Genomic DNA, 26,686 nt, shown 5'->3' on the forward strand with positions numbered 1-26,686 from the left:
GACACGATACCAAGCCGGGTCGTCCGCTCAGTAGCCCGCGGTGCCGCCGTCGTCGTGGGCGACGATGTTCGGCGCCAGTTCGTGCTCGATGCTGAGCCAGCGGTCCGCCTGCAGGTCGTAGATCGCATCGACGTGGGCGGCGGTGCTGCCGCCGGGTCCGAAGTCGGCGATGCCGCTGGCCTCGATGCGCAGGAAGCGCTGGCCCGACTGCAGGCTGCTGATGTCGTCGAGCTGCAGGAACACGCGCCCGGCGTCCGGCCAGGATTCGAACTCCGTGGCAACCCGCGTCTCCAGGTCGACCAGGAGGCGTGCGTCATTGGGAACGAAGCGCTCGCTTTCGCCCTCGCCGTCACCGCCCAGGGTGATTTCGGCAAAGCCGGCGGTGCCGAACAGCGCGTCGTAGCGGCTGCGGTAGCGGAAGGCGAGCCAGTCCTGCTCCCCGCTACCGGTCAGTTTCAGCTGGCCCTGGCCCTGCACGACCTGGTCGCGCGGACCACTGGCGCTGATCTCCGCCGGATCCAGGCGCACCTCCAGAGCGGGGTCGTCGAAGCGCTCGCCCAGGGTGGTCACCAGCACCGCGGCGACCGCGGCCTGGGCCTGCTCGCCGGCGGGCACCGGGATCGAAATGGTGTCGGCAGCCCCCCCACCCTTGGCCCTGCCCTCCCCGATGTCCGCCAGCGCGCACGGGGCGACGATGACGGACAGCATGGCCAGGAGCAGCAGCGGGGCGCGGTGGACTGCCGGCATGGACGTGGTGCTCGAAGCAGATACCTTCGATTGAACGCAGGAACGGCGCGGAGGGGGCCACCCGCCGCGCCGTTCCTGGTCCGACCGCCTCGCCTGCCGCGTGCAGCGCCGGCTTCAGCCCTCGCCGACCACGTCCACGCCCGCGGGCGGAACGAAGCGGAAGGTCGAGCGCTCGAACACCGGATTGCGCTTCCAGCCGCTGAACACGACCTCGGTGCGCTGGCCCAGGGTGTCGACCACCTCCATGCGTGCCAGCGACGGGCCGCGGAACCCGAGGCGGGCGCTGCTGAAGCTGGCCTGCTGGGCATCCTTCGGCGACAGCAGGAGCCACGACAGCCCCTCGGACTCGCCGCCCTCGCGGACGTTGAAATCGCGTTCCAGCTTGGCCGGGTCGACCAGGGCGGCCAGCGGGCTGTTCTGCTCCTCCGGACCCTGCGGACGCACCGTGACCTGCTCGAGGTCGGGATCGAACACCCAGACCTTCTTGCCGTCGGCCACGATCAGCTGCTCGTAGGGCGTGGCGTACTCCCAGCGGAACAGTCGCGGTGCCGACAGCGCGACCCGGCCCCTGGAGGTTTCCTTCAGGCGCCCGTCGAGGTCGTAGAGCTTCTGTTCAAAGCGTCCGTCCAGGCCCTTGAGCCCGTCGCTGAAGGCGGCGAGGTCGTCGCGCGGGCCCGCGAACGCGGTGCCGGCGACGGTGGACAGCAGGGCCAGCGCGGCCAGCCAGTTGCGCATGCGGATCATCGGTGACTCTCCTCGGAATGCGTCGCGAGTGTGCGGCCTGTCGACTGAATGCGGGATCACGCACAGCGCAGGTCCATCGCCGCTATCGCGGCTCCCACAGGGAACAGCCGACGCGGGAACAGCCGCAGTGGGACGGCCGCTGTGGGAGCGGCTACAGCCGCGATCGCGGTCATCGCGTTGCCCCCACAGTGGACCGCACTACTGCGGCGGAGGCGGTGCCAGCACGCTGCGGTCGCCGTTGTGCTCGGGCGGCGAGACCACGCCCGCGGCCTCCATCGCCTCGACCAGGCGCGCGGCGCGGTTGTAGCCGATCTTGAGCCGGCGCTGCACGCCGGAGATCGAGGCGCGACGCGTCTCGGTCACCACGCGCACCGCTTCGTCGTACAGCGGATCGCTCTCGTCGCCGCTGCTGGTCGATTCCGGCAGGCCGGTCGCGCCGACCACCACGCCGTCGCCCATGGCCTGCACTTCCTCCAGCACGCCCTCGATGTAGTCGGGGCCGCCGCTGGACTGCCTGAGGTTCTCGACGACGCGATGCACCTCTTCGTCGGACACGAATGCACCGTGCACGCGCTCCGGAAGCGCGGTGCCCGGCGGCAGATAGAGCATGTCGCCGTGGCCGAGCAGGGTTTCCGCGCCGGACTGGTCGAGGATGGTGCGCGAGTCGATCTTGCTCGAGACCTGGAACGCGATGCGCGTCGGGATGTTGGCCTTGATCAGGCCGGTGATCACGTCGACCGACGGCCGCTGCGTCGCCAGGATCAGGTGGATGCCGGCCGCGCGGGCCTTCTGCGCCAGGCGCGCGATCAGCTCTTCCACCTTCTTGCCGACGATCATCATCATGTCGGCGAATTCGTCGATGAAGATGACGATGAACGGCATCGTGTCCAGCGGCTGGGCGACCTCGCCGGATTCCGGGTTGCTCTTGAACAGCGGATCGAGCAGCGGCTGGCCCGCGTCCTGCGCGTCCTTCACCTTCTTGTTGAAGCCGGCCAGGTTGCGCACGCCCACCGCGCTCATCAGCTTGTAGCGGCGCTCCATCTCGGCCACGCACCAGCGCAGGCCGTTGGCGGCCTCCTTCATGTCGGTGACCACCGGCGCCAGCAGGTGCGGGATCCCCTGGTAGACGCTGAGCTCCAGCATCTTCGGGTCGATCATCAGCATCCGCAGGTCCTTGGCCGAGGCCTTGTACAGCAGGCTCAGCACCATCGCGTTCACCGCGACCGACTTGCCGGAGCCGGTGGTACCGGCGACCAGCAGGTGCGGCATGCGCGCGAGGTCGGCGACCGTCGGCCGGCCGGCGATGTCCTTGCCCAGCGCGAGCGTCAGCAGGCTCGAAGCCTTGTCGTACTCCTTGGAGCGCAGGAGTTCCGACAGGTAGATCATCTCGCGGTGGGTGTTCGGGGTCTCGAGCCCGATCACCGACTTGCCCGGGATCACGTCGACCACGCGCACCGACTTCACGCTCAGCCCGCGCGCGATGTCCTTGTCCAGCGAGCTGATCTGGCTGACCTTGATGCCCGGCGCCGGCTCGATCTCGAAGCGGGTGATCACCGGACCCGGATAGGCGCCGACCACCTGGGCGTCGATGCGGAAGTCCTTGAGCTTGAACTCGATCTGGCGCGACAGCGTTTCCAGCGTGCCTTCGTCGTAGCCCTTGGGCTGCGGCTTGGGATCGTCCAGCAGCGCCAGCGGCGGGATGCCGGTGCCGTCGCCGACGTTGAACAGCGGGATCTGCTGCTCGCGCTTCGCACGCTCGCTCTTCTCCACCACCGGCGCCGGTGGCGGCTCGATGCGCACCTTCTCGCGCTTGGCGCGCAGCTCGGTGTCGATCTTGCGGACCTCGGTGCGCTCCTCGCGGTGCGCGCGTGCTTCCTGCCACTCGCTGGCCTGCTTGCTGCCGCGGCGGAACAGCGCCGGCAGCTTCATCACCCAGCCGCCGAGGATGTCCATCACCCGGAACCAGGACAGGCCCGTCGCCAGGGTCACCGACACCAGCAGCAGCGCCAGCAGGAACAGGTTGCCGCCCACCGGACCGAAGGCCGAGTACAGCGAGTTGCCCACCAGTCGCCCGAGGATGCCGCCGCTGCCCGCCGAATAGCCTTCCACCGCGCCGATGCGCAGGTACAGCAGACCGGTCGAGGACACGATGAAACCGACGATGCCGACCAGGCGCAGCGCGGGTCCGAGGTCGGCCTGCCCGTCGCCGTCGGTGTCCATGCCGAACAGCGCGATCCACGCCACGGCACCGAGGATCAGCGGCAGCACGAAGGCCACGTGGCCGAACAGGCCCAGCATCACGTCGGCGATCCAGGCGCCGACGCGGCCGCCGGCGTTGTTGAGCGGCGCGGTCAGGCTGCCGGCATTGCTCCAGCCGGGATCGCTCGGCGAGTAGGTCACCATGCACGCCAGCAGGTAGACCAGCAGCGGGGCGATCGCGATCAGCGCGATGTCGCGCAGCAGCTTCTGGCGGCGGGGATTGGGGGCCGCTGCGGCCGCCGTTGGCGCCGCCTTGCGCTTGCGGCGGGTGCCGCGTTCCATTGCGGGGCGTGCTGCCACGTGTGATCAGACCTTAAGAAATGCTCGCAATGGGATGATTCTACTCACATTCCGCCCGAGTGCGTGCTCAGCGGGCCATGTCGAGCAGGGCGGGATGCACCAGTCTGCCATCGGCGACATTCACGCCGCGCGCCAAGGCCGGATCGTCCGCCGGGTCGCGGCCGCTCGCCAGGCGGTCCAGCCAGGGCAGGATCGCCGCGCAGATCGCCTGCGACGACGTGCGCGGCACGGCACCCGGCATGTTGGTCACGCAGAAGTGGGTCACGCCCTCCTCCACATAGGTCGGCGCTTCCCAGGTCGTCGCGCGCGAGGTCTCGAAGCAGCCGCCCTGGTCGATCGCGATGTCGACCAGCACGCTGCCCGGCTCCATGCCGGCGACCATCCCGCGGGTCAGCACCTTGGGCGCCTTGGCACCGGTGACCAGCACCGCGCCCACCACCAGGTCGGCGCGCGACACCGCGCGCGCCACAACGTCCTGGTACGGGTACAGCGCGGTGACGTTGTTGCCCAGCTGCATCATCTGGTCCATGCGATCAGGGCGCATCTCGAACACGGTGACGTTGGCGCCACCGGCCGCGGCCAGCGCCGCGGCGGCTCCGCCCGCACGGCCGGCGCCGAAGACTACGACGCTGCCGCGCCCCGTCGATGGCAGGCCGCCGAGCAGCGTGCCCTTGCCACCCATCGGCGTGTGCAGCAGCTGGGTGCCGACCTGGACGCCGATGCGCCCGGCGATCACCGACATCGGCGCCAGCAGCGGCAGGTCGCCGTTGGGAAGTTCGACGGTTTCGAAGGCGACCGCCGTCAGCCCGATGTCCAGCAACCGGCGGGTCAGCGCGGGCTCCGCGGCCAGGTGCAGGTAGCAGAACAGCAGGTGGTCGCGGCGCAGGTGCGCGAGGTCGCCGGCGATGGGCTCCTTGACCTTGACGATCAGCTCGCCGGCCGCATACAGCGCGGCGGCGTCCGGCGCGATCCCGACGCCAAGCGCGCTGTAGTCCGCGTCGGTGAAGCCGGACTTCGCACCGGCATCGTGCTCGAGCCAGACCTCGTGTCCGCGCCTGACCAGGTCACCCGCGGCAGCCGGGACCAGCGCGACGCGCCCTTCCTGCGGCTTGGTTTCCTTCGGAACACCGATGCGCATCGCCCTTCTCCGTTTTCGGTCCCGCTCTCCAGTGCCGCACAAAAAACGCCGCAGGCGCGGCGTTTCATCGAGGTGCTATCGGGAACCCTGCGTTGCGCGCATCGCGCACGCCTGCGCCTTGTCTTGCCGCGTCGGCGCCGCCAAGCTATGGGCTTCCCAACGCCGTGATTCCATGGCCCGCGAGTATACATGAGCACTTCCAAGCACTGCCGCCTGCTGATCCTCGGTTCCGGCCCCGCCGGCTGGACCGCCGCCGTCTACGCCGCGCGCGCCAACCTCAAGCCCGTGGTCGTCACCGGCCTGCAGATGGGCGGCCAGCTGATGACCACCACCGAGGTCGACAACTGGCCGGGCGATGCCCACGGACTGATGGGCCCCGACCTGATGAACCGCATGCAGGCGCATGCCGAGCGCTTCGAGACCGAGACGATCTTCGACCACATCCACAGCGCCGACCTGTCGCAGCGCCCGTTCCGCCTGAAGGGCGACAACGGCGACTACACCGCCGATGCGCTGATCATCGCCACCGGGGCCACGGCGAAGTACCTCGGGCTGCCGTCGGAAGAGGCCTTCAAGGGCCGCGGCGTGTCCGCCTGCGCCACCTGCGACGGCTTCTTCTACAAGGACCAGGACGTGGCCGTGGTCGGCGGCGGCAACACCGCGGTCGAGGAAGCGCTGTACCTGTCCAACATCGCGCGCACCGTCTACCTGGTGCATCGCCGCGACACCCTGCGCGCCGAGAAGATCATGCAGGACAAGCTGCAGGCGAAGATCGACGCCGGGAAGATCGTGCCGGTGTGGCACCACGTCGTCGACGAGGTGCTGGGCAACGAGGCCGGCGTCACCGGACTGCGCCTGAAGTCGGTGCAGGACGACAGCACGCGCGAGATCGCCGTGCACGGCTTCTTCGTCGCCATCGGCCACACGCCCAACACCTCGCTCTTCGAGGGCCAGCTGGCGATGAACAACGGCTACCTCGACATCCGCTCGGGCCTGTCGGGCGGCGCCACCGAGACCTCGGTCCCGGGCGTGTTCGCCGCCGGTGACGTCGCCGACCAGGTCTACCGCCAGGCGATCACCTCGGCGGGCTTCGGCTGCATGGCCGCGCTGGATGCGGAACGCTTCCTCGACAAGGATGCCTGAGCCGCGGCGCGCGACGGCGGCCGGCTGAGTCGGCGCATGTCCGTCGCGCGCACGCACGATTCGCTGGCCGAGGTCCCGGCCGCGGCCTGGGACGCGCTGCATGACGGCGGCAATCCCTTCCTCGCGCATGCCTTCCTCGAGGGCCTGGAATCCTGCGGCTGCCTGCGGCCGCAGTGGGGCTGGACGCCGCGCCACGTCACGGTGTGGGACGGCGGCACGCTGGTGGCCGCCGCGCCCGGATACCTGAAGCAGAACTCTCACGGCGAATTCGTCTTCGACCATGCCTGGGCACACGCCCATGCGCGCCACGGCCTCGACTACTTCCCGAAGTGGCTGGGCGCCGTGCCCTACTCGCCGGTCACCGGGCCGCGCCTGCTGGCACGCGACGCCGCCGCGCGGCGCCGCCTCCTCGAGGCCATCGTCGACGATGCGCGGGCGCTGGGACTGTCGTCGGCACACGTCAATTTCCATACCGCCGCGGAGGACGCGGCGTTCGACGGGCGCTGGCTCCCGCGCCAGGACATCCAGTACCAGTGGCACAACACCGCGGGCTGGCCGGATTTCGCCGCGTTCCTTGGCGACATGGACCATCGCCACCGCAAGAACATCCGCCAGGAGCGCGCCAAAGTGGCACGTGCCGGCGCCACCTTCAGGGTGCTCCACGGTGACGAGGCCACCGACGACGACCTCGCCGCCATGCATGCCTTCTACTTCGAAACGTTCAGCGATTACGGCAACGCGCCCGCGCTGACGCTCGAGTTCCTGCATCACCTGGCGCGCACGATGCCGCGCGCCCTGGTCCTGGTGCTGGCCGACCTCGACGGCGGGGCGATCGCCGGCGCGCTCTGCCTGCGCGGCCGCGACACGCTGTACGGACGCTACTGGGGCGCCCTGCGCCAGGTGCCCGGCCTGCACTTCGAGACCTGCTACTACCAGGGCATCGAGTACTGCCTGCGCGAAGGACTGGCCCGCTTCGAACCGGGCGCCCAGGGCGAGCACAAGATCGCGCGCGGCTTCCTGCCCACGCCGGTGCGCAGCCGCCACTGGATCGCACACGACGGCTTCCACGCGGCGCTGGAGGCCTGGTGTCGCGAAGAGTCGGAAGTCGTCGACGCCACGGCCCGCGCACTGGCCGGGCGCAGTCCGTTCCGCGCGACCTCCGACGCGACATGAGCCGCGCCCTGCCCGCCCTGCTCGGCCGCGATCCCGCCTCGCCCTTCCCCGATCCGGCCACCGCGCTGCGCGAGCCGGATGGCCTGCTGGCGATCGGCGGCGACCTGGAGCCTCGGCGCCTGCTCGCCGCCTATGCCAGCGGGATTTTTCCATGGTCTTCGGAGGGCCAGCCGCTGCTGTGGTGGTCGCCCGATCCGCGCACCGTCTTCGCCACCGACGGCGTGCACCTGTCCTCGCGCTTTCGCCGCCAGCTGCGCGGCAGCGACTGGAGCGTGGTCGCCGACCAGGCCTTCGACGCGGTGGTGCTCGCCTGCGCCACGGCGCCCCGCGGCGGCCAGCACGGCACCTGGATCACCGGTCCGATGCGCGCGGCCTACTCGCGGCTGCACCTGCTGGGGCACGCGCATTCTATCGAGGTGCACGACGGCGAAGGCCGCCTGGCCGGCGGCATGTACGGCGTGGCGCTGGGCCGGATGTTCTTCGGCGAAAGCATGTTCAGCGCCCGCAGCGGCGGCTCCAAGGTCGCCCTTGCGGCGCTGGCCCATGTGCTCCGCGGCTGGGGCTGGCCGCTGCTCGATGCCCAGGTCGAGAACCCGCACCTGGTCGCGATGGGCGCGCGCGCCTGGCCCAGGTCCCGTTTCCTGGCCGAGGTGCGTCGCCTCACCGCCCTGCCCGGCCGGCCGGGCTCTTGGACCGCGGCGTTTGGCCAGTTGCCCGCTGCAACGCTGGGCCGGCCCGCGGAGCCGACGCCCATGGCGGCCGACTGACGGAACTTTTGCGCGGGACGGGTGTCCGTGCGACAATTGCCCTCTTGCGGGCTTCGCGCCCGACCCACAGCAATGGTCAGTACAGGACGCATGGCGAAAGACGACGTCATTGAATTCGAGGGAGCGGTGTCGGAAACCCTTCCGAACACGATGTTCCGCGTGAAGCTTGAGAACGGGCACGAGATCATCGCCCACATCTCCGGGCGCATGCGCAAGAACTACATCCGCATCCTCACCGGCGACAGGGTCAAGGTCGAAATGACCCCCTACGACCTCACTAAGGGTCGCATCACCTATCGCATGAAGTAATTCGCGCTCGACGCGAACAGGAAAGGCGGCCCGAAGGCCGCCTTTTTCGTGGTGCGACTATCGCTGTGGGAGCGGCATAGCCGCGATCGTCGTGATCGCCGCTATAGCGGCTCCTACAATGGCTATTCCACGGTCGCCGGCAGCAGCTTTTCCGGCTCCGCATGCACGTCGAGCACCAGCTCGCCATCCACGGCGTCGATCGCCACCCGGCCACCGCCCACCAGCTTCCCGAACAGCAGCTCGTCGGCCAGCGGCCGCTTCACCTGGTCCTGGATCACCCGGGCCATGGGACGTGCGCCCATCAGCGGATCGAAGCCGTGCTGGGCCAGCCATTCGCGCGCGGACTGCGTCGCCGCCAGGCCCACGCCCTTCTCGTGCAGCTGCTCTTCCAGCTCGATGATGAACTTGTCGACCACGCGCAGGATGTGCTCGAAGCCCAGCGGCTGGAACTGCACGATCGCATCCAGGCGGTTGCGGAACTCGGGGGTGAAGGCCTTGCGGATCACCTCCATCGCATCGGTGCTGTGGTCCTGGCGGGTGAAGCCGATGGTCCGCCGCGCGGCCTGCGCCGCGCCCGCGTTGGTCGTCATCACCAGCACCACGTTGCGGAAGTTCGCTTCGCGCCCGTTGGTGTCGGTCAGGATGCCGCGGTCCATCACCTGCAGCAGGATGTTGAAGATGTCCGGATGCGCCTTCTCGACCTCGTCGAGCAGCAGCACGCAGTGCGGCGTCTTGACGATCTTCTCGGTCAGGAGGCCACCCTGGTCGAAGCCGACGTAACCGGGGGGCGCGCCGATCAGCCGGCTCACCGAATGCGGCTCCATGTACTCCGACATGTCGAAGCGCACCAGCTCGATGCCCAGCTGCAGCGCGAGCTGGCGCGTGACCTCGGTCTTGCCCACGCCGGTCGGGCCGGCGAACAGGAAGTTGCCGATCGGCTTGTCGGGATTGCCCAGCCCGGAACGCGCCAGCTTGATCGCGCTGGTCAGGGTTCCGATCGCCGGATCCTGGCCGAAGATCACCATCTTCAGGTTGCGCTCCAGATGCTGCAGCACGTCCTTGTCCGACGCGCTGACCTGCTTGGCCGGGATCCGCGCCATCCGCGCCACGATCGCCTCGACCTCCTCGACGTCGATCAGCGACTTGCGCACGTCGGCTGGCAGCAGCCGCTGGCGGGCACCGGCCTCGTCGATGACGTCGATCGCCTTGTCCGGCAGCAGCCGGTCGCCGATGTGCTTCACCGAAAGGTCGACCGCGGCGCGCAGGGCGTCGTCGGCGTAGGTCACGTCGTGGTGCGCCTCGTAGCGGGGCTTGAGCCCCTGGAGGATCTCGTAGGTCTCGCCGACGGTGGGCTCGACGATGTCGATCTTCTGGAAGCGACGTGCAAGCGCGCGGTCCTTCTCGAAGATGCCGCGGTATTCCTGGAACGTGGTCGAGCCGATGCAGCGCAGCTCGCCCGACGCCAGCGCGGGCTTGATCAGGTTCGACGCGTCCATCGTGCCGCCCGACGCGGAACCGGCGCCGATGATGGTGTGGATCTCGTCGATGAAGAGGATCGCGCCCTCGTGCTTGCCGACCGCGGCCAGGACAGCCTTCAGGCGCTTCTCGAAGTCGCCGCGGTATTTGGTGCCCGCGACCAGCGCGCCCAGGTCGAGCGAGTAGATGGTCGCCTGCGACAGCACCTCGGGCACCTCGCCGTCGACGATGCGCTTGGCCAGGCCCTCGGCGATCGCGGTCTTGCCCACGCCGGCCTCGCCCACGTAGAGCGGGTTGTTCTTGCGACGCCGGCACAGCACCTGGATGGTGCGCTCGATCTCGTCCGCGCGCCCCACCAGCGGGTCGATCTTGCCCTGGCGGGCCATCGCGTTGAGGTCGGTGGCGAACTCGGCCAGCGCGTCCGCCTTGCCCTCGCCCTCGCCGCCCTCGGCCTTGGCCTCGGGGTCGCCGGAGCCGGGCGACGGCTCGTCGCCTGTGCGCGCGATGCCGTGCGACAGGTAGTTCACGACGTCCAGCCGGGTCACGTCCTGCTGGTTGAGGAAGTAGACCGCGTGCGAGTCCTTCTCGCCGAAGATGGCCACCAGCACGTTGGCGCCGCTGACCTCCTTCTTGCCCGATGACTGCACGTGGTAGACCGCGCGCTGCAGCACGCGCTGGAAGCCCAGCGTCGGCTGGGTATCGCGGCCGTCATCCTCGGCAAGCCGCGACACGGAACTGGCGATGGCCTGCTCGAGGTCCGAACGCAGGCGATGGAAATCCGCCCCGCAGGCCTTGAGCACGGTTTCCGCGGACGGGTTGTCGAGCAGCGACAGCAGCAGGTGCTCGACCGTCATGTACTCGTCGCGTGCCTCGCGGGCGCGCTTGTAGCACTGGCCGATGCTGTACTCGAGATCCTTGCTGAACATGGGGCGCGTGCCTCCTCGATTCACTACCTGGAGGATGGGGTCGCCCGGGAGGCTTTTCCATCCCGCGTCAGGGTCCTTGTAGGCCCTCGCCCGCGCGGTTGGCAAGGGCCATCCGCACTTCGCAGTATTCCGGCAGCGCGCGTCAGGGCCGCGTGCAGGCGCGGCCGCTCCGGTCAGGCCTTCTCGAACGTCGCCAGCAGCGGATGCTGGTTGAGCCGGGCGTACTCGTTGACCTGAGCGACCTTCGACTCGGCCACGTCGCGGGTGAACACCCCGCACACGCCGCGGCCGCGGGTATGCACATGCAGCATCACCTGGGTGGCCCGTTCGATGTCCAGGCCGAAAAAGCGCACCAGCACCTCGACCACGAAGTCCATCGGCGTGTAGTCGTCGTTCAGCAGCAGGACCGAGTACAGCGGCGGGCGCGCCAGCTCGGGACGGCCGGCTTCGACGGCGACGCCATGGTCGCGCTCATGTCCTGGGTGGCTGCTCATGCCCGTGATTATACCGGGGCACCCGGTGGACGGCCCCCGCCGCCCGGGCGAAAATGGCCGCCTCCAGACCGGTTCGCGCATGTCCCCTTCCCGCCCGCCTTCGACCGACCTCCACCCTGCCGCCCAATGCGGGCGGGCCGGCGGGCGGTGCCGTCCATGACCTATCGGCAGGGTCGGTTCTGGCAGCCGGATGTCACCGTCGCCACCGTGGTGGTGGACGGCGGCCGCGTGCTCTGCGTCGAGGAGCATTCCGGCGGACGCATCGTGCTCAACCAGCCTGCCGGGCACCTGGAGCCCGACGAGGACCTGGTCGACGCCGCGGTGCGCGAAACCCTCGAGGAGTCCGGCTGGACAGTGGAGCCCACCGCCTTCATCGGGGCCTACCAGTGGACCTCGCCGGCACTGCCCGATGGCAGCCCGGGGCGGCATTACCTTCGCTTCGCCTTCGCGGCGCGACCGCTGTCGCACGACCCGGCGCGGGCGCTGGATGAAGGCATCGTGCGCGCCGTCTGGCTGACCCCCGGCGAACTGCACGCCGACGCCGCGCGCCACCGGAGCCCCCTGGTCTGGCAGGTCGTCGCCGACCACCTCGCCGGAAGCCGGCAGCCCTTGTCGCTGCTGCGCTCGGTGCGCTGATGGCCGCGCCGGAGATCATCGTCGGCATGTCCGGCGGCGTGGACTCGTCGGTCGCCGGATTGCTGCTGCGCGATGCCGGCGAAGCCGTCGCCGGCCTGTTCATGGACAACTGGGCCGACGACGGCAGCGGCCACTGCCGCGCCGACGAGGACCGGCGCGACGCGGTGGCGGTCTGCGGGCGGCTCGGGCTGTCGATCCATTTCCGCGACTTCTCGCGCGAGTACTGGGCCGGCGTCTTCGAGCACTTCCTGGCGGAATACGCCGCCGGCCGCACGCCGAACCCGGACGTGCTGTGCAACCGCGAGATCAAGTTCCGGCACTTCCTGGACGCCGCACGCGACCTCGGTGCCTCGCGCATCGCCACCGGCCACTACGCCCGCGTCGACCACGCCGGACGCCACTGGCGGCTGCTGCGCGCCGCCGACCGCGGCAAGGACCAGAGCTACTTCCTGCACCAGCTCGGACAGGCCCAGCTGGCCGCCACCGTGTTCCCGCTGGGCGCGCTGCGCAAGGACGAGGTCCGGGCGATGGCCGCCGCCGCGGGATTGCCGACCGCGGCGAAGAAGGATTCCACCGGCATCTGCTTCGTCGGCGAGCGCGACTTCCGCGAGTTCCTCGGCCAGTACCTGCCGGCGCGCGCGGGCGAGATCCGCACGCCCGATGGCCAGGCCGTGGGCGAGCACCCGGGCGTGTTCTACTACACCCTGGGCCAGCGCGAAGGCCTGCAGATCGGCGGCCGGCGCGGCTTCGACGACAAGCCGTGGTACGTGGTCGGCAAGAATGTCGCCACCAACGTGCTGACGGTCGACCAGGGCCACGACAGCCCCTGGCTGATGTCACAGGGCCTGCGCAGCGAGACCGCACACTGGATCGCCGGCGCGCCGCCCTCCACCCGTTTCAGCTGCACGGCGCAGACGCGCTACCGGCAGCCAGAGGAGCCATGCGAAGTGACCGTTGACGATACCGGGACCCTGCGGGTCGCCTTCCAGCGCCCCCAGCGGGCCGTGACCCCCGGCCAGTCCGTGGTGCTCTACCAGGGCGAGGCCTGCCTCGGCGGCGCCGTGATCGCCTCCACCGACGCGCCGATGCCGGGGGCCGACGCATGAGCGACATGCACGACCGGGTGATGGCGCTGGCCGGCCTGGCGCAGGCCCTGCGCCAGGTGCGCCGGGTGGCCGAGACCGGACAGGCCGAAGGCACCGTGCTCGAGACCGCGCTCGGCAGCGTCTTCCGCATCGACGCCAGCACCGCGGCCGATGTCTACGGCGGCGTGCCGAACGTGCGCCCGGGCCTGATGCTGCTGCGCGACTACCTGGGCAACAAGGGCCAGGATCCGCTGCTGCCGAAGCTGGCGCTTGCGGTGACCCAGCTCGAGCGTCGCTTCATCCAGGACGACGAGGTGTCCGGCCGCGTGCACGAAGGCATCCTGGCCGCGCGCCACGAGGCCGAGCGCCTGGGCAACGCGCATCCCGAAGTGCTGACCCGGCTCGGCGCGCTCTACGCGGACACCGTCAGCCACCTGCGCCCGCGCGTGCTGGTCCAGGGCAATCCGCACTACCTGGGCCAGGCGGCGATCGTGGCCGAGATCCGCGCGATGCTGCTGGCGGCGCTGCGCTCGGCGGTGCTGTGGCGGCAGTCCGGCGGCAGCCCGTGGGACTTCCTGTTCCAGCGCGGGGCGATGGGACGCGCGGTCGAGGAGCTGCTCGGCTAGGATCGACAGGACCGGTCCGCCACGCGCCCTCCCGGCCCGCGGCCACCATGTCCCGCCAGCGGAGATCCGCATGTCGATCCAGACCATCCTGTCCGACCTCGCCTCGAGCCGGGACCGGCGCGAGGCGCTGTACAAGCACTTCCACCTGAACCCCGAGCTGTCGCTGCAGGAATACCGCACGGCCGAACGCATCGAGGCCGAGCTGCGCGCCTGTGGTGTCGACGAGGTCCTGAAGATCGGCAGGACCGGCCTGGTCGCGATCCTGCGCAACGGCGGCGGGCCGGTGGTGGCCATGCGCGGCGATACCGACGGCCTGCCGATGGCCGAACGCACCGGCCTGGACTACGCGGCCGAAGGCGTCACCCAGGTCGACGAGGCCACCGGCCTCGAGACGCCGGTGGCGCATACCTGCGGCCACGACGTGCACATCGTCTCGCTGCTGGGGGCGACCGAGCTGCTCCACGCGCACCGCGGACTCTGGTCCGGCACCTTCGTGGCCGTGTTCCAGCCGGGCGAGGAAAATGCCGCGGGCGCGAAGGCCATGGTGTCCGCCGGAATCGTCGACCAGGTGCCTAAGCCCGATGTCTACCTGGGCCAGCACGTGCTCGGCTCGCTGCCTGGCGGGGCCGTGGGCATTCGCAGCGGTCCGCTGTTCTCGGCCGCGGCCTCGATCGGGATCACGCTCCACGGCAAGGGCTCGCACGGTTCGATGCCGAACCTGGGCGTGGATCCGATCGTGCTGGGCGCCGCCATCGTCACCCGGCTGCAGACCATCGTCGCGCGCGAGGTGGCGCCGCGCGAGACCGCCGTGGTCACCGTCGGCAGCTTCCACGCCGGCACCAAGTCCAACATCATCCCCGACTCCGCGGTGCTGCAGCTCAATACCCGCGCCTTCGACAAGGAGGTGGAGAAGCACCTGCACGAGGCCATCGAGCGCATCGTCCGTGCCGAGTGCGAGGCGGCGCGCTCGCCGAAGCCGCCGGAGTTCCGCTATTACGACCAGTACCCGCTGACCGACAACCACGACGCGCCCACCGTGCGGGTGCGCGCGGCCTTCGACGCCTGGTTCGGCGAGGACTCGGTCGACATGTCGCCGGTGCCGGCGTCGGAGGACTTCTCGGTCATCCCGGACGCCTTCGGCTGCCCCTACACCTACTGGGGCCTGGGCGGATTCGCGGACTGGAAGAACGCGCCGGGCAACCATTCGCCGTTCTTCGCGCCCGACATCCAGCCCACGCTCGACCGTGGTATCGAGGCGATCATCGTCGCCGCCTCGCCCTGGCTGATGGAGACCGGTAATGGCGACCATTGACCGTTCCACTGCCGGCGCCGCCGGCTTCAAGGGCAACGACTCGGCCCTGCTCGGCATCGTGCTGGCCGTCGTCACCTTCTGGCTGTTCGCCCAGACGACGATGAACATCGGGCCGATGATGGCCGACGACGTCGGCATGCCGATGCCGGTGATGAACATCGCCATCTCGCTGTCGGCGCTGTTCTCGGGCATGTTCATCGTGGTGCTGGGCGGCCTGGGGGACCGCTTCGGTCGCGTCCGGGTGGTCTTCTTCGGCAACCTGCTCAATATCGCCGGCTCGCTGCTGATCGCGTTCGCGATCGAGGGCGCGCTGGCAACGCCGATGATCCTGCTCGGGCGCATCCTGCAGGGCCTGGCCGCCGGCGCGATCATGCCGTCGACCATGGCCCTGCTGAAGGTCTACTGGGACGGTGCGGACCGCCAGCGCGCGGTGTCGATGTGGTCGATCGGCTCCTGGGGCGGATCGGGCCTCACGGCGATCTTTGGCGGCTTCATGGCGTCGACCGTGCTGGGCTGGCGCTCGATCTTCGTCATCTGCGCGCTGGTCTCGGTGGCCTCGATCGCGCTGATGCGGCAGATCCCCGAGTCGGCGCCGCTGGCCGGGCGGCCCGGCAAGACCGACTGGGCCGGCATCATCTCGATGGCCGTGGGCCTCGCGGCGCTGCTGATCGTGGTGACCCAGGGCTCGAGCATCGGCTGGGCCAACCTGCTCACCTGGGGGCTGTTCGCGGTCTTCCTGGTGGCCTTCGGCATCTTCGTCAACGCCGAGCTCAAGGCGCCCTACCCGCTCGTCGACTTCAAGCTGTTCCGCAACACGGTGTTCACCGGCGCGACGATCTCGAACTTCCTGATCAACGGCACCGCCGGCGCGCTGACCGTGTCGCTGTGGGTGCTGCAGGGCGCGGCCGGCATGTCGGCCGCCACCGCCGGCTACCTGACGATCGGCTACGCGGTCTTCATCATCGCCTTCATCCGCGTGGGCGAGAAGCTGCTGCAGCGTTTCGGCCCGCGCAAGCCGATGCTGTGGGGCTGCATGATCGTGCTGCTCTCGATCGCGCTGCTGATGGCCACCCACACGATGCAGTGGCAGTACTCGATCCTCGCGGCGGTGGCCTATTCGCTGTTCGGCCTTGGGCTGGCCTTCTATGCCACCCCGTCGACGGATGCCGCCCTGACCAACCTGCCGGGCGACCAGGCCGGCGCGGGCTCGGGCATCTACAAGATGGCCTCCTCGCTGGGCGCGGCCTTCGGCGTGGCGGCATCGGCCGCGATCTTCACCGCGCTGTCGACCAGCGGCCTGGAGATCGTCGGCACGGTGGTCGAATTCTCGGGGCGCCAGGACAACCTGGCGGTGCGCGAAGCCGGCATGGTGGGCCTGGCGTTCAATGCGCTGATGGCGATCGCCGCGCTGATCTCGGTGACGATCTTCATCCCGAAGCAGACGTCGCCGACAGCAGGCCGCGGCGACGGAACCAGGCCTCGAGCGGCAGCGTGACCAGCGGCGGGATCGCCGCCAGCACCGCCACCAGCAAGGCCCACATCGGCCAGCGCAGCCTGGCGCCGGCGACGAACGTGACAACGACGTAGAGCAGGAACGCGCCGCCATGCAGGCGACCGAACAGCCAGACCCCGAGCTCGGTCGTCCCGCTGACGTATTTGAGGTACATGCCGATCAGCAGCCCTGCCCAGGTGAAGGCTTCGATCAGGGCGACGATGGAGAAGAGCCTGCCGGTCGGTGACAGGGGGCGTGGTACTGGATGCATGGGTGGTCCGGGTTGGGTGGGGCAATCGCGGCTGTAGCCGCTCCTACAAAAGCAGGGGCCTGAAGGGAAACGCCCGGCGATGCCGGGCGTTTCTTCATGCTGCAACGGCGGTCTGGATCAGGCCGCCGGCACGGCCTCCGCGACCTCGCGGTACTCCTCGATCTGGTCGAAGTTCATGTAGCGGTAGATCTCGGCGCCCTTGTCGCTGATGACGCCGACGCCTTCCATGTACTCCGCGCGTGTCGGGATGCGGCCCAGGCGCGAGCAGATCGCCGCCAGTTCCGCGGAGCCAAGGTAGACATCGGTGTTGCGGCCCAGGCGATTGGGGAAGTTGCGGGTCGAGGTCGACATCGCGGTGGCACCTTCGCGGATCTGCGCCTGGTTGCCCATGCACAGCGAGCAGCCCGGCATCTCCATGCGCGCGCCTGCTGCGCCGAAGGTGCCGTAATGGCCTTCCTTGGTCAGCTCGCTGGCATCCATCTTGGTCGGCGGCGCGACCCACAGGCGCGTGGGAATGTCGCGCTTGCCTTCCAGCAGCTTCGCGGCGGCACGGAAGTGGCCGATGTTGGTCATGCAGGAACCGATGAACACTTCATCGATGGTGTTGCCGGCAACGTCGGACAGGGTCTTGGCATCGTCCGGGTCGTTTGGGCAGCACACGATCGGCTCGACGATCTCGGCCAGGTCGATCTCGATCACCGCCGCGTACTCGGCGTCGGCATCGGGCTCGAGCAGCTGCGGGTCGGCCAGCCACTGCTCCATCTTCGCGATGCGGCGCTGCAGGGTGCGGGCGTCGGCATAGCCTTCGGCGATCATCCACTTCAGCAGCGTGATGTTGCTGGTGAGGTATTCGATGATCGGCGCCTTGTCCAGGCGCACGGTGCAGCCTGCGGCGGAGCGCTCGGCCGATGCGTCGGCGAGCTCGAAGGCCTGCTCGATCTTCAGCTCCGGCAGGCCTTCGATCTCGAGGATGCGGCCGGAGAAGATGTTCTTCTTGCCCTGCTTGGCAACCGTCAAGAGGCCCGCCTTGATCGCGTACAGCGGGATCGCGTGCACCAGGTCGCGCAGCGTCACGCCTGGCTGCATCTGGCCCTTGAAGCGCACCAGCACCGACTCCGGCATGTCCAGCGGCATGACTCCAGTGGCGGCGGCGAACGCGACAAGGCCGGAGCCGGCCGGGAACGAGATGCCGATCGGGAAGCGGGTGTGCGAGTCACCGCCGGTGCCGACGGTGTCGGGCAGCAGCATGCGGTTGAGCCAGCTGTGGATGATGCCGTCGCCCGGACGCAGCGAGACGCCGCCGCGGGTGGAGATGAACTCCGGCAGCGTGTGGTGCGTCTTCACGTCCACCGGCTTCGGGTAGGCCGCGGTGTGGCAGAAGGACTGCATCACGAGATCCGACGAGAAGCCCAGGCAGGCCAGGTCCTTCAGTTCGTCGCGGGTCATCGGACCGGTGGTGTCCTGGGAGCCGACGGTGGTCATCTTCGGCTCGCAGTAGGTGCCCGGGCGCACGCCCTGCCCCTCGGCCAGGCCGCAGGCGCGGCCGACCATCTTCTGCGCGAGCGTGAAGCCGCGACCGGTGTCGGCAGGCGCCGCCGGCTGGCGGAACAGCGTGGCGGCGGGCAGGCCAAGCGACTCGCGCGCCTTGGCGGTCAGGCCACGGCCGATGATCAGCGGGATGCGGCCACCGGCGCGCACTTCGTCGAACAGCACGTCGGACTTGACCTGGAACCCGGCGATCACGTCGCCATTCTTCAGCGCCTTGCCATCGTACGGACGCAGCTCGACGACATCACCATGCTCCATCTTCGACACATCGAGCTCGATCGGCAGCGCGCCGGCGTCTTCCATGGTGTTGTAGAAGATCGGCGCGATCTTCGAACCCAGGCAGACACCGCCGAAGCGCTTGTTCGGGATAAAGGGGATGTCCTCGCCGGTCCACCACAGCACGCTGTTGGTTGCCGACTTGCGGCTGGAGCCGGTGCCGACCACGTCGCCGACGTAGGCGACCAGGTGCCCCTTGGCCTTCAGGTCAAGGATGGCCTGGATCGGACCGCGCCTGCCGTCCTCCTCGGGCACGAAGGGCGCGTCGGGACGCGCGTTCTTCAGCATCGCCAGCGCATGCATCGGGATGTCCGGGCGCGTGGTCGCGTCGGGCGCCGGCGACAGGTCGTCGGTATTGGTCTCGCCTGGCACCTTGAACACGGTGATGGTCAGCGACTCCGGCACTTCCGGCTTCGAGGTGAACCATTCGGCATCGGCCCAGCTCTGCAGCACGGCCTGCGCATGCGGGTTGCCGGCCCTGGCCTTTTCCTCGACGTCATGGAAGGCGTCGAACACCAGCAGGGTGTGCTTCAGGCCGTCGGCGGCGACCGCGCCCAGCGTGGGGTCGTCCAGCAGCTCGACCAGCGGCGCGACGTTGTAGCCGCCGAGCATGGTGCCCAGCAGTCCGGTGGCGCGCTCGCGGCTGATCAGCGGGTTCTGCTCGCTGCCAAAGGCCAGCGCCGCCAGATAGGACGCCTTGACCTTGGCGGCATCGTCCACGCCGGCAGGCACGCGGTGGGTCAGCAGGTCGACCAGGAACGCGTCCTCGCCCGCCGGCGGCTGCTTCAGCAGCTCGATGACCTCGGCGGTCTGCTGCGGCGTGAGCGGCAGCGCGGGGATGCCGAGCGCAGCGCGTTCGGCCACGTGGTGGCGATAGGCTTCCAACATGGGGTACTCCAGGAATGTCGCGGTGGATAGTTTGTAATCGCGGCGGAACTCGGAATCGTTCAGGGCGCCTTGGGAACGATGATCTTCAGGCCCTTGAAGTAGTCGCGGAAAAAACCCGCGTCGCGGGTGATGAGCCCGGCGCACTGCAGCAGCGCATGCGCGCCGACGATGAAGTCTGGCCCCGTGCGCGGCGAGGGCGGCGCGTCACCGCCGGCTGCCCGCACCCGCTGGTTGAAGCGGCGCTGCATCTCGCCGGCGCGGATGGCGGAGCGGCGTTCGACCGGCACATAGCGCATGCCCATCTCCTCGACCACGTCCATGATGTCGGTGCCGTGGCCCAGGCCGGCGGTGATCTCGCTGACGACCACGTCGCAGAGCACGACCGGGCCCTGCGCCAGCGCGTCGCGCACGCAGCGCTCGGCCGCGTCCGCCCTGCCGGGGTCGTCGCCCAGCAGGTCGATCAGCACGGAGGTGTCGATCGCGATCATCCGGCGCAGGCGCTCAGCGCTCGACCGGATCGCCGGGCGCGCGTCCGCGCAGTTCGCGCATGACGTCGTCGGTGCTCACGCCCTCGGGCAGCTTGAAGCGGCCGCGCGCGCGGGAGATCGCATCGTCCACGTTCTTGCGCAGGATGATGCGGCCGCCTTCCAGCTCGACCTTCAGCAGGGTGCCCTTGGTCAGCCCCAGCGCATCGCGCACGGCCTTGGGCAGGGTGATCTGGCCGCGCTCGGCAACGGTGGCTTCCATGGGCGTCTCCCGGCGTCCGCTACAGGCAAGCGGTATGCGCCCATTATACATACCTTGGAATACGTACTGAAGCCCGCATACTGCAGGGAGCGTGCAACGCACCGCTTACACATCCGTCCGTAGACTGTCGGCCTGCCCACACGCCACGCCTTCAGCACAGGAGCTCCGCCATGGCCGATTCCTTCTCCACCCGCGACCGCTTCGAGGTCAACGGCAGGTCCTATACCTATGCAAGCCTGACCCGGCTCGGACAGCGGTTCGACCTCGCGCGCCTGCCCTATTCGATGAAGATCCTCCTGGAGAACCTGCTCCGGCACGAAGACGGGGTCACGGTGGGCAAGGAGCACATCGAGGCGGTCGCGCGCTGGGATGCCAGCGCCGAGCCGGACACCGAGATCGCCTTCATGCCGGCGCGCGTGGTGCTGCAGGACTTCACCGGCGTGCCCTGCGTGGTCGACCTGGCCGCGATGCGCGACGCGGTGGCGCGCCTGGGCGGCCGGCCGGAACAGATCAATCCGCTGATCCCGTCCGAGCTGGTGATCGACCACTCGGTGCAGGTCGACGTGTTCGGGCGCAGCGATGCGCTGGACCTCAACGGCCGCATCGAGTTCGAGCGCAACAAGGAGCGCTACGGCTTCCTGCGCTGGGGCCAGAACGCCTTCGGCAACTTCAAGGTGGTGCCGCCCAACACCGGCATCGTCCACCAGGTGAACCTCGAGCACCTGGCCCGCGTGGTCATGGAACGCGAGGTCGACGGCGAGACCTGGGCCTTCCCGGACACCGTCTTCGGTACCGACAGCCACACGACGATGATCAACGGCATCGGCGTGCTCGGCTGGGGCGTCGGCGGCATCGAGGCCGAGGCGGCCATGCTTGGCCAGCCTTCGTCGATGCTGATCCCCCAGGTGGTCGGCTTCAAGCTGACCGGCCGGATGCCCGAAGGCGCGACCGCCACCGACCTGGTGCTCACCGTCACCCAGATGCTGCGCAGCCACGGCGTGGTGGGCAAGTTCGTCGAGTTCTTCGGCGAGGGCCTGCAGCACCTGCCGCTGGCCGATCGCGCCACCATCGGCAACATGGCACCCGAGTACGGCGCCACCTGCGGCATCTTCCCGATCGATGGCGAGGCGCTGCGCTACCTGCGCCTGTCCGGCCGCAGCGAGGAGCAGATCGCGCTGGTCGAGGCCTATGCCCGCGCGCAGGGCATGTGGCACGAGCCGGGCCAGCAGGAGGCCACCTACTCCGCGGTGCTCGAACTCGACATGGGCACGGTGCAGCCGTCGCTGGCCGGCCCGAAGCGTCCGCAGGACCGCGTGCTGCTGGGCGACATGCAGCAGAACTTCAACGACAACGTCGGTCCGTTCACCGCGCAGCGCGAGAAGTCACGCGACTGGCAGGTCAACCGCTACGAGAAGGAAGGCGGGGGCCAGCCGCAGGCCGAGCGCCTTGCCGCCAAGCCGGCCTCGACCATCAGCATGGACGACTGCCAGCACCAGATCACCGACGGCTCGGTGGTGATCGCGGCCATCACCTCCTGCACCAACACCTCCAACCCGGCGGTGATGCTGGGCGCGGGCCTCGTGGCACGCAATGCGGTGGCCAAGGGGCTGAAGGCTGCGCCGTGGGTCAAGACCTCGCTGGGCCCGGGTTCGCTGGTGGTGACCGACTACCTCAAGAAGGCCGGGGTGATGGACGACCTCGAGAAGCTGGGCTTCTACGTCGTCGGCTACGGCTGCACGACCTGCATCGGCAACTCCGGCCCGCTGCCGGAGGCTGTGTCGAAGGGCATCGCCGAGAACGACCTCGCCGTGGCCGCGGTGCTTTCCGGCAACCGCAACTTCGAGGGCCGCATCCATGCCGAGGTGAAGATGAACTACCTGGCCTCGCCGCCGCTGGTGGTCGCCTATGCCATCGCCGGTACCGTCGACATCGACCTGACCAGCCAGCCGCTGGGCCAGGACCAGGACGGCAAGGACGTCTACCTGCGCGACATCTGGCCGAGCAACAAGGAGATCGGCGACATGATCGCCGCGACCGTGGGCCCGGAGCTGTTCGCGCAGAACTATGCCGACGTGTTCAAGGGCGATGCGCGCTGGAACTCGATGGAGTCGCCCGAGAGCGAGCTCTACCCCTGGGACGAGGCCTCGACCTACATCAAGAACCCGCCCTACTTCGACGACATGACGATGGAGGTCGGCGGCATCGAGGACATCCACGGCGCGCGCGTGCTGGGTCTGTTCGGCGACTCGATCACCACCGACCACATCTCGCCCGCCGGCGCGATCAAAAAGGACTCGCCCGCGGGCCTGTTCCTGCAGTCGCGCGGCGTGCAGCCGGCGGACTTCAACAGCTATGGCTCGCGCCGCGGCAACGACGACGTCATGGTGCGCGGAACCTTCGCCAACATCCGCATCAAGAACAGGTTCTTCGGCGGCGAGGAAGGCGGCAACACGCTGTACTTCGGCGATGGCCAGGGCGAGCCTGCGAAGATGCCGATCTACGACGCGGCGATGAAGTACAGGGCCGCGGGAACGCCGCTGGTGGTGATTGCCGGCAAGGAGTACGGGACCGGCTCCTCGCGCGACTGGGCGGCCAAGGGCACCAACCTGCTCGGCGTCAAGGCGGTGATCACCGAGAGCTTCGAGCGCATCCACCGCTCGAACCTGGTCGGCATGGGCGTGCTGCCGCTGCAGTTCCTCGATGGCCAGAACGCCGACTCGCTGGGCCTGGACGGCACCGAGACCTATGCCATCACCGGACTCAGGGACGGCGCGGCGAAGCGTGCGACGGTCACCGCGACGTCCACCGACGGCAGTGAAAAGAGCTTCGAGGTTTCGGTGATGCTGCTGACGCCGAAGGAGGTCGAGTACTTCCGCAATGGCGGCCTGCTGCACTACGTGCTGAGGCAGCTGGCGGGGCAGCGTCCGGCGGCCTGAAGACCCGCCTCAGCGCAAGGCGGGTGACCAGTCCGCGCTGGTCATCCGCCAGTCGCCGTCGACCAGGCGCCAGCCGGTGTCGACCTGCCAGGCCTCGGCGCTGTCCGGCAGCAGGCGACCGCTGCGGCCGGACAGCGCGACGGCGAGGCGCACGCGTGCATGCTCGCCCTCGAGCTGGATGTCCGGCGGTCCGGAGAGCACGCCCACCTCGCCATGGCGCAGGAAATGCACGGCCGCGAGGCGTCGCGCACCGTCGCGATCGAGTCCGCCCGGACCGATGAAATCCTCGGCGAGATGCTCCGACAGCGCGCCCGCGTCCCGCGATTCGATCGCCGTCTGCGCGTCGGCGAGCGCCTGTCGCAGCGCCTCTTCCGGCGCCGTCTTCCTGCAGGCGGCCAGCGCAACCACGATCAGCAGGATGGCGGCGAAGCGCCACGCCAGTCCGGCAACGAAGTACCTACGTCCCTCCATGCCGCCGCAGCTCCCGCATTCCGATGCGCCCCAGCATAGCTGCACTGCGCCTTGCCGCGCCGCGGAGGCGTGTGATCCAATCGAGTCGATACGCCGGGGCACGGAACCTGGCGCCTACCGCCCGAGGGGGAAGTGAATGAGCAGCATTGAACGGCCGTGGCTGGCGAACTATCCGCAGGGGATTCCCGCGCAGATCGACGCCGACGAGTACCCCTCGATTCCCGCGCTGCTGCAGGAAGCGATCGACAAGTACCGCGACCAGCCCGCGTTCTCCAACATGGGCGTGTCCATCACCTATGGTGAGCTGGACACGCTGAGCCGGCAGTTCGCCGCCTACCTCCTCGAGGAGCTGAAGCTCAAGAAGGGCGACCGCATCGCGATCATGATGCCCAACTGCCTGCAGTATCCGATCGCCACCTTCGGCGCGCTGCGCGCGGGCCTGGCGGTGGTCAACACCAATCCGATGTACACCGCGCGCGAGCTGCGCCACCAGCTGGTCGACTCCGGCGCGCGCGCGATCCTGGTGCTCGACAACTTCGGCCACGTGGTGCAGAAGGTGCTGGCCGAGAGCAAGGTCGAAAAGGTCATCACCACCGCGCTGGGCGACCTGTTGGGCTTCCCCAAGGGCGCGATCGTCAACCTCGTCGTCAAGCACGTGAAGAAGATGGTGCCGGACTACACGATCGCCGGCACGATCCGCTTCCGCGACGCGCTCAAGGCCGGCGCCCGGCACACGCCGGGCGAAGTGGACATCGACCGCGAGGACATCGCGTTCCTGCAGTACACCGGCGGCACCACCGGCGTGGCCAAGGGCGCCATGCTGACCCACCGCAACCTGGTGGCGAACATGCAGCAGGCCTCCGCGTGGGTCGGCCAGCAGGCCAAGCCCGGGCAGGAGGTGATCGTCACCGCGCTGCCGCTGTACCACATCTTCGCGTTGACGGCGAACGGACTGGTGTTCACCAAGTTCGGCGCCAAGAACATCCTGATCACCAACCCGCGCGACATGCCGGGCTTCGTCAAGGAGCTCAAGCGCGAGCCCTTCACCGCCATCACCGGCGTCAACACGCTGTTCAACGGACTGCTCAACACGCCCGGCTTCGAGGACGTCGATTTCTCGCAGCTGCGCCTCACGCTGGGAGGCGGCATGGCCGTGCAGCGTTCGGTGGCCGAGCGCTGGAAGAAGGCGACCGGCGTGACCCTGGTCGAGGCCTACGGACTGACCGAGACTTCGCCCGCGGCCTGCATCAACCCGATGGACCTGGCCGAATACAACGGCGCGATCGGCCTGCCGATCCCGTCCACCGACGCCTGCCTCAAGGACGAGGAGGGCCGCATGCTGCCGGTCGGCGAGGTCGGCGAGCTGTGCATCAAGGGCCCGCAGGTCATGCGCGGCTACTGGAACCGCCCCGAGGACACCGCCGCGGCGATCGATGCCGACGGCTGGCTGCACACCGGCGACATGGCGCGGATGGACGAGGGCGGCTTCTTCTACATCGTCGACCGCAAGAAGGACATGATCCTGGTCTCGGGCTTCAACGTGTACCCCAACGAGATCGAGGACGTGATCGCGATGATGCCCGGGGTGCTCGAGGTCGCCGCGGTCGGGGTGCCCGACGAGAAGTCCGGCGAGGCGGTCAAGCTGGTGATCGTCAAGAAGGACCCGTCGCTGACCGCCGAGCAGGTCAAGGCCCACGCCAGGACCGAGCTCACCGGCTACAAGCAGCCGCGCTACATCGAGTTCCGTGACGAGCTGCCCAAGACAAATGTGGGCAAGATCCTGCGCCGGGAGCTGCGGGACGAAACGGTTACGCCGTAATGTGACCGAGTTCACACTCCTGCCCTGACAAGGCCGGGCCCCTGCCCCAACCCGGCATCCCGGCTTGCCCAAGCGACCAAATGGGCGCATAGATGCCCCGCAACGGGCATTCATCATCTTTCCAGGACTCCGCCGGCGGGCCCGGCCGGAGGCGTCCTGCTTGTCAGGGGACCTCCACATGAACGTCGAATTTCTCCACCGCAGCACGGCCACGGACCTGGCTACGCTCCGCATCACCCACGATCCGTCCAATGCCTCGCACTGGTGCCACATGCACGCCAGCCAGGCCTTCAGCGACGCCGCCTACCGGCCCTGCTTCTCCCCGCGGCTCCTGCGTGAGCTCCGGCTGTTCGCCCGCGAGGCGATCGAAGGCTGCCAGGCGGCCTCCGCCGCCGCCGACGGCCCCGCCCCGGCCCTGTCGCACATCGTCATCGGCTCCGACGCCCACGTCTTCAACCTCGGCGGCGACCTCGACCTGTTCGCCGGCCTGATCCGCCAGCGCGACCGCGACGGCCTGCTGCGCTACGCGACCGAATGCGTGGACAGCATCCACCTGCTGCACACCCGCCTGCACCCGGACGCCCACACGGTGGCGCTGGTCCAGGGCGACGCACTCGGCGGCGGCTTCGAACTCGCCCTCGCCTGCCAGACCATCGTCGCCGAACGCGGCGTGCAGATGGGCTTCCCGGAAGTGCTGTTCGGCCTGTTCCCGGGCATGGGCGCCTACTCGCTGCTGTCGCGCCGGATCGGCGCCCGGCGCGCCGAGGCGATGATGCTCGACGGGGTGATGTACAGCAGCGAGGCGCTGCACGACATGGGCATCGTCGACGTGCTCGCGGAGCCCGGCGAGGGCGTGCGCGCGGTCAACGAGCTGATCCGCCAGAACGGGCGCATGGCCGCCGCCCGCCTCGCGCTCCACCGCGTGCGCGAGTCGATCGACCCGATCCCCCACGCCGAACTGATGGACACCACCCGGATCTGGGTCGACACCGCGCTGCAGCTGGGTGACCGCCAGCTCAGGATGATGGAACGCCTCGTCCGCGCTCAGCTGCAGCGTCCCGTCGCACTGTCCGCTCCGGCGACCGCGCGCCGCTAGCGCGGGA

At 69.2% G+C, this 26,686-nt stretch carries 23 protein-coding genes; 12 read left to right on the forward strand and 11 right to left on the reverse strand.

What is annotated here, in order from left to right:
- Window positions 1–27: 27 nt before the first annotated feature.
- From JGR68_RS07485 to ald, 4 genes are all read right to left on the reverse strand, one after another.
- Entirely contained in the window at window positions 28–747 is a 720-nt protein-coding gene (locus JGR68_RS07485; protein ID WP_199362052.1) for a hypothetical protein, read from the reverse strand.
- A gap of 114 nt (window positions 748–861) precedes the next feature.
- Window positions 862–1,491: an outer membrane lipoprotein chaperone LolA gene (gene lolA, locus JGR68_RS07490; RefSeq protein WP_199362051.1), complete on the reverse strand. Its 630-nt coding sequence runs from the start codon at window positions 1,489–1,491 to the stop codon at window positions 862–864.
- Window positions 1,492–1,689: 198 nt separating this feature from the next.
- Window positions 1,690–4,032: a DNA translocase FtsK gene (locus JGR68_RS07495; RefSeq protein ID WP_199362050.1), complete on the reverse strand. Its 2,343-nt coding sequence runs from the start codon at window positions 4,030–4,032 to the stop codon at window positions 1,690–1,692.
- 85 nt (window positions 4,033–4,117) lie between these two features.
- The gene (gene ald / locus JGR68_RS07500) at window positions 4,118–5,188 is read right to left on the reverse strand and encodes an alanine dehydrogenase (RefSeq protein ID WP_199362049.1); all 1,071 of its coding nucleotides are present in this window, start codon (window positions 5,186–5,188) and stop codon (window positions 4,118–4,120) included.
- A 189-nt stretch (window positions 5,189–5,377) separates the two neighbouring features.
- On the opposite strand from ald, the gene trxB reads away from it, so the two are divergent.
- The 4 genes from trxB (at window position 5,378) to infA (ending at window position 8,580) form a co-directional block, all read left to right on the forward strand.
- Window positions 5,378–6,331: a thioredoxin-disulfide reductase gene (gene trxB, locus JGR68_RS07505; protein WP_199362048.1), complete on the forward strand. Its 954-nt coding sequence runs from the start codon at window positions 5,378–5,380 to the stop codon at window positions 6,329–6,331.
- 36 nt (window positions 6,332–6,367) lie between these two features.
- Entirely contained in the window at window positions 6,368–7,504 is a 1,137-nt protein-coding gene (locus tag JGR68_RS07510; protein WP_199362047.1) for a GNAT family N-acetyltransferase, read from the forward strand.
- A complete protein-coding gene (aat, locus tag JGR68_RS07515; RefSeq protein WP_199362046.1) occupies window positions 7,501–8,271 on the forward strand; it encodes a leucyl/phenylalanyl-tRNA--protein transferase in 771 nt (256 codons plus the stop codon). The genes JGR68_RS07510 and aat overlap by 4 nt, the downstream gene beginning before the upstream one ends.
- Before the next feature lie 90 nt (window positions 8,272–8,361).
- Window positions 8,362–8,580, forward strand: a complete 219-nt coding sequence (infA, locus tag JGR68_RS07520; RefSeq protein ID WP_055248081.1) for a translation initiation factor IF-1 — start codon at window positions 8,362–8,364, stop codon at window positions 8,578–8,580.
- A gap of 122 nt (window positions 8,581–8,702) precedes the next feature.
- On the opposite strand, the gene clpA is transcribed toward infA, so the two are convergent.
- Together clpA and clpS are read right to left on the reverse strand one after the other, a co-directional pair.
- Window positions 8,703–10,982 carry an ATP-dependent Clp protease ATP-binding subunit ClpA gene (gene clpA / locus JGR68_RS07525; RefSeq protein WP_199362045.1) on the reverse strand — a complete coding sequence of 760 codons (2,280 nt, stop codon included), beginning with the start codon at window positions 10,980–10,982 and terminating at the stop codon, window positions 8,703–8,705.
- A gap of 173 nt (window positions 10,983–11,155) precedes the next feature.
- Entirely contained in the window at window positions 11,156–11,476 is a 321-nt protein-coding gene (gene clpS / locus JGR68_RS07530; RefSeq protein ID WP_199362044.1) for an ATP-dependent Clp protease adapter ClpS, read from the reverse strand.
- A gap of 156 nt (window positions 11,477–11,632) precedes the next feature.
- On the opposite strand from clpS, the gene JGR68_RS07535 reads away from it, so the two are divergent.
- The 5 genes from JGR68_RS07535 to JGR68_RS07555 all read left to right on the forward strand — a co-directional run bounded on the left by JGR68_RS07535 (window position 11,633) and on the right by JGR68_RS07555 (window position 16,630).
- Window positions 11,633–12,112, forward strand: coding sequence for an NUDIX hydrolase (locus JGR68_RS07535; protein ID WP_199362043.1), 480 nt, complete (start codon window positions 11,633–11,635; stop codon window positions 12,110–12,112).
- The gene (gene mnmA, locus JGR68_RS07540; RefSeq protein WP_199362042.1) at window positions 12,112–13,218 is read left to right on the forward strand and encodes a tRNA 2-thiouridine(34) synthase MnmA; all 1,107 of its coding nucleotides are present in this window, start codon (window positions 12,112–12,114) and stop codon (window positions 13,216–13,218) included. Before JGR68_RS07535 ends, mnmA begins: the two co-directional genes overlap by 1 nt.
- Window positions 13,215–13,823 carry a high frequency lysogenization protein HflD gene (gene hflD, locus JGR68_RS07545; RefSeq protein ID WP_199362041.1) on the forward strand — a complete coding sequence of 203 codons (609 nt, stop codon included), beginning with the start codon at window positions 13,215–13,217 and terminating at the stop codon, window positions 13,821–13,823. The genes mnmA and hflD overlap by 4 nt, the downstream gene beginning before the upstream one ends.
- A 70-nt stretch (window positions 13,824–13,893) precedes the next feature.
- The gene (locus JGR68_RS07550) at window positions 13,894–15,135 is read left to right on the forward strand and encodes an amidohydrolase (protein WP_199362040.1); all 1,242 of its coding nucleotides are present in this window, start codon (window positions 13,894–13,896) and stop codon (window positions 15,133–15,135) included.
- The gene (locus tag JGR68_RS07555) at window positions 15,122–16,630 is read left to right on the forward strand and encodes an MFS transporter (protein ID WP_199362039.1); all 1,509 of its coding nucleotides are present in this window, start codon (window positions 15,122–15,124) and stop codon (window positions 16,628–16,630) included. Before JGR68_RS07550 ends, JGR68_RS07555 begins: the two co-directional genes overlap by 14 nt.
- On the opposite strand, the gene JGR68_RS07560 is transcribed toward JGR68_RS07555, so the two are convergent.
- From JGR68_RS07560 to JGR68_RS07575, 4 genes are all read right to left on the reverse strand, one after another.
- Entirely contained in the window at window positions 16,563–16,898 is a 336-nt protein-coding gene (locus JGR68_RS07560; protein ID WP_199362038.1) for a DUF3817 domain-containing protein, read from the reverse strand. The genes JGR68_RS07555 and JGR68_RS07560 overlap by 68 nt on opposite strands.
- A 117-nt stretch (window positions 16,899–17,015) precedes the next feature.
- A complete protein-coding gene (acnB, locus tag JGR68_RS07565) occupies window positions 17,016–19,610 on the reverse strand; it encodes a bifunctional aconitate hydratase 2/2-methylisocitrate dehydratase (protein ID WP_199362037.1) in 2,595 nt (864 codons plus the stop codon).
- A 59-nt stretch (window positions 19,611–19,669) separates the two neighbouring features.
- Window positions 19,670–20,098 (reverse strand): type II toxin-antitoxin system VapC family toxin, encoded by a 429-nt coding sequence (locus tag JGR68_RS07570; protein WP_199362036.1) that lies wholly within the window; start codon window positions 20,096–20,098, stop codon window positions 19,670–19,672.
- 13 nt (window positions 20,099–20,111) lie between these two features.
- Complete coding sequence (locus tag JGR68_RS07575) at window positions 20,112–20,357, reverse strand: AbrB/MazE/SpoVT family DNA-binding domain-containing protein (RefSeq protein ID WP_199362035.1); 246 nt, start codon at window positions 20,355–20,357, stop codon at window positions 20,112–20,114.
- A 170-nt stretch (window positions 20,358–20,527) separates the two neighbouring features.
- Here JGR68_RS07575 and acnA point away from each other — a divergent pair, with 170 nt between their 5' ends.
- Window positions 20,528–23,293 carry an aconitate hydratase AcnA gene (acnA, locus tag JGR68_RS07580; protein ID WP_199362034.1) on the forward strand — a complete coding sequence of 922 codons (2,766 nt, stop codon included), beginning with the start codon at window positions 20,528–20,530 and terminating at the stop codon, window positions 23,291–23,293.
- A 9-nt stretch (window positions 23,294–23,302) separates the two neighbouring features.
- On the opposite strand, the gene JGR68_RS07585 is transcribed toward acnA, so the two are convergent.
- Complete coding sequence (locus JGR68_RS07585) at window positions 23,303–23,764, reverse strand: nuclear transport factor 2 family protein (protein ID WP_199362033.1); 462 nt, start codon at window positions 23,762–23,764, stop codon at window positions 23,303–23,305.
- A gap of 136 nt (window positions 23,765–23,900) precedes the next feature.
- Here JGR68_RS07585 and JGR68_RS07590 point away from each other — a divergent pair, with 136 nt between their 5' ends.
- Window positions 23,901–25,583 carry a long-chain fatty acid--CoA ligase gene (locus JGR68_RS07590; protein WP_199362032.1) on the forward strand — a complete coding sequence of 561 codons (1,683 nt, stop codon included), beginning with the start codon at window positions 23,901–23,903 and terminating at the stop codon, window positions 25,581–25,583.
- A gap of 178 nt (window positions 25,584–25,761) precedes the next feature.
- Entirely contained in the window at window positions 25,762–26,679 is a 918-nt protein-coding gene (locus JGR68_RS07595; protein WP_199362031.1) for a crotonase/enoyl-CoA hydratase family protein, read from the forward strand.
- Window positions 26,680–26,686: the final 7 nt, after the last annotated feature.

This window comes from Luteimonas sp. MC1750, from assembly GCF_016615955.1.
Taxonomy (GTDB): Bacteria; Pseudomonadota; Gammaproteobacteria; order Xanthomonadales; family Xanthomonadaceae; genus Luteimonas.

Bases quoted from the DNA above. Each gene is read 5' to 3' on its own strand.
- JGR68_RS07485 (WP_199362052.1), bottom strand. From the start codon at position 747: ATGCCGGCAGTCCACCGCGCCCCGCTGCTGCTCCTGGCCATGCTGTCC.
- lolA (WP_199362051.1), bottom strand. From the start codon at position 1,491: ATGATCCGCATGCGCAACTGGCTGGCCGCGCTGGCCCTGCTGTCCACC.
- JGR68_RS07495 (WP_199362050.1), bottom strand. From the start codon at position 4,032: ATGGAACGCGGCACCCGCCGCAAGCGCAAGGCGGCGCCAACGGCGGCC.
- ald (WP_199362049.1), bottom strand. From the start codon at position 5,188: ATGCGCATCGGTGTTCCGAAGGAAACCAAGCCGCAGGAAGGGCGCGTC.
- trxB (WP_199362048.1), top strand. From the start codon at position 5,378: ATGAGCACTTCCAAGCACTGCCGCCTGCTGATCCTCGGTTCCGGCCCC.
- JGR68_RS07510 (WP_199362047.1), top strand. From the start codon at position 6,368: ATGTCCGTCGCGCGCACGCACGATTCGCTGGCCGAGGTCCCGGCCGCG.
- aat (WP_199362046.1), top strand. From the start codon at position 7,501: ATGAGCCGCGCCCTGCCCGCCCTGCTCGGCCGCGATCCCGCCTCGCCC.
- infA (WP_055248081.1), top strand. From the start codon at position 8,362: ATGGCGAAAGACGACGTCATTGAATTCGAGGGAGCGGTGTCGGAAACC.
- clpA (WP_199362045.1), bottom strand. From the start codon at position 10,982: ATGTTCAGCAAGGATCTCGAGTACAGCATCGGCCAGTGCTACAAGCGC.
- clpS (WP_199362044.1), bottom strand. From the start codon at position 11,476: ATGAGCAGCCACCCAGGACATGAGCGCGACCATGGCGTCGCCGTCGAA.
- JGR68_RS07535 (WP_199362043.1), top strand. From the start codon at position 11,633: ATGACCTATCGGCAGGGTCGGTTCTGGCAGCCGGATGTCACCGTCGCC.
- mnmA (WP_199362042.1), top strand. From the start codon at position 12,112: ATGGCCGCGCCGGAGATCATCGTCGGCATGTCCGGCGGCGTGGACTCG.
- hflD (WP_199362041.1), top strand. From the start codon at position 13,215: ATGAGCGACATGCACGACCGGGTGATGGCGCTGGCCGGCCTGGCGCAG.
- JGR68_RS07550 (WP_199362040.1), top strand. From the start codon at position 13,894: ATGTCGATCCAGACCATCCTGTCCGACCTCGCCTCGAGCCGGGACCGG.
- JGR68_RS07555 (WP_199362039.1), top strand. From the start codon at position 15,122: ATGGCGACCATTGACCGTTCCACTGCCGGCGCCGCCGGCTTCAAGGGC.
- JGR68_RS07560 (WP_199362038.1), bottom strand. From the start codon at position 16,898: ATGCATCCAGTACCACGCCCCCTGTCACCGACCGGCAGGCTCTTCTCC.
- acnB (WP_199362037.1), bottom strand. From the start codon at position 19,610: ATGTTGGAAGCCTATCGCCACCACGTGGCCGAACGCGCTGCGCTCGGC.
- JGR68_RS07570 (WP_199362036.1), bottom strand. From the start codon at position 20,098: ATGATCGCGATCGACACCTCCGTGCTGATCGACCTGCTGGGCGACGAC.
- JGR68_RS07575 (WP_199362035.1), bottom strand. From the start codon at position 20,357: ATGGAAGCCACCGTTGCCGAGCGCGGCCAGATCACCCTGCCCAAGGCC.
- acnA (WP_199362034.1), top strand. From the start codon at position 20,528: ATGGCCGATTCCTTCTCCACCCGCGACCGCTTCGAGGTCAACGGCAGG.
- JGR68_RS07585 (WP_199362033.1), bottom strand. From the start codon at position 23,764: ATGGAGGGACGTAGGTACTTCGTTGCCGGACTGGCGTGGCGCTTCGCC.
- JGR68_RS07590 (WP_199362032.1), top strand. From the start codon at position 23,901: ATGAGCAGCATTGAACGGCCGTGGCTGGCGAACTATCCGCAGGGGATT.
- JGR68_RS07595 (WP_199362031.1), top strand. From the start codon at position 25,762: ATGAACGTCGAATTTCTCCACCGCAGCACGGCCACGGACCTGGCTACG.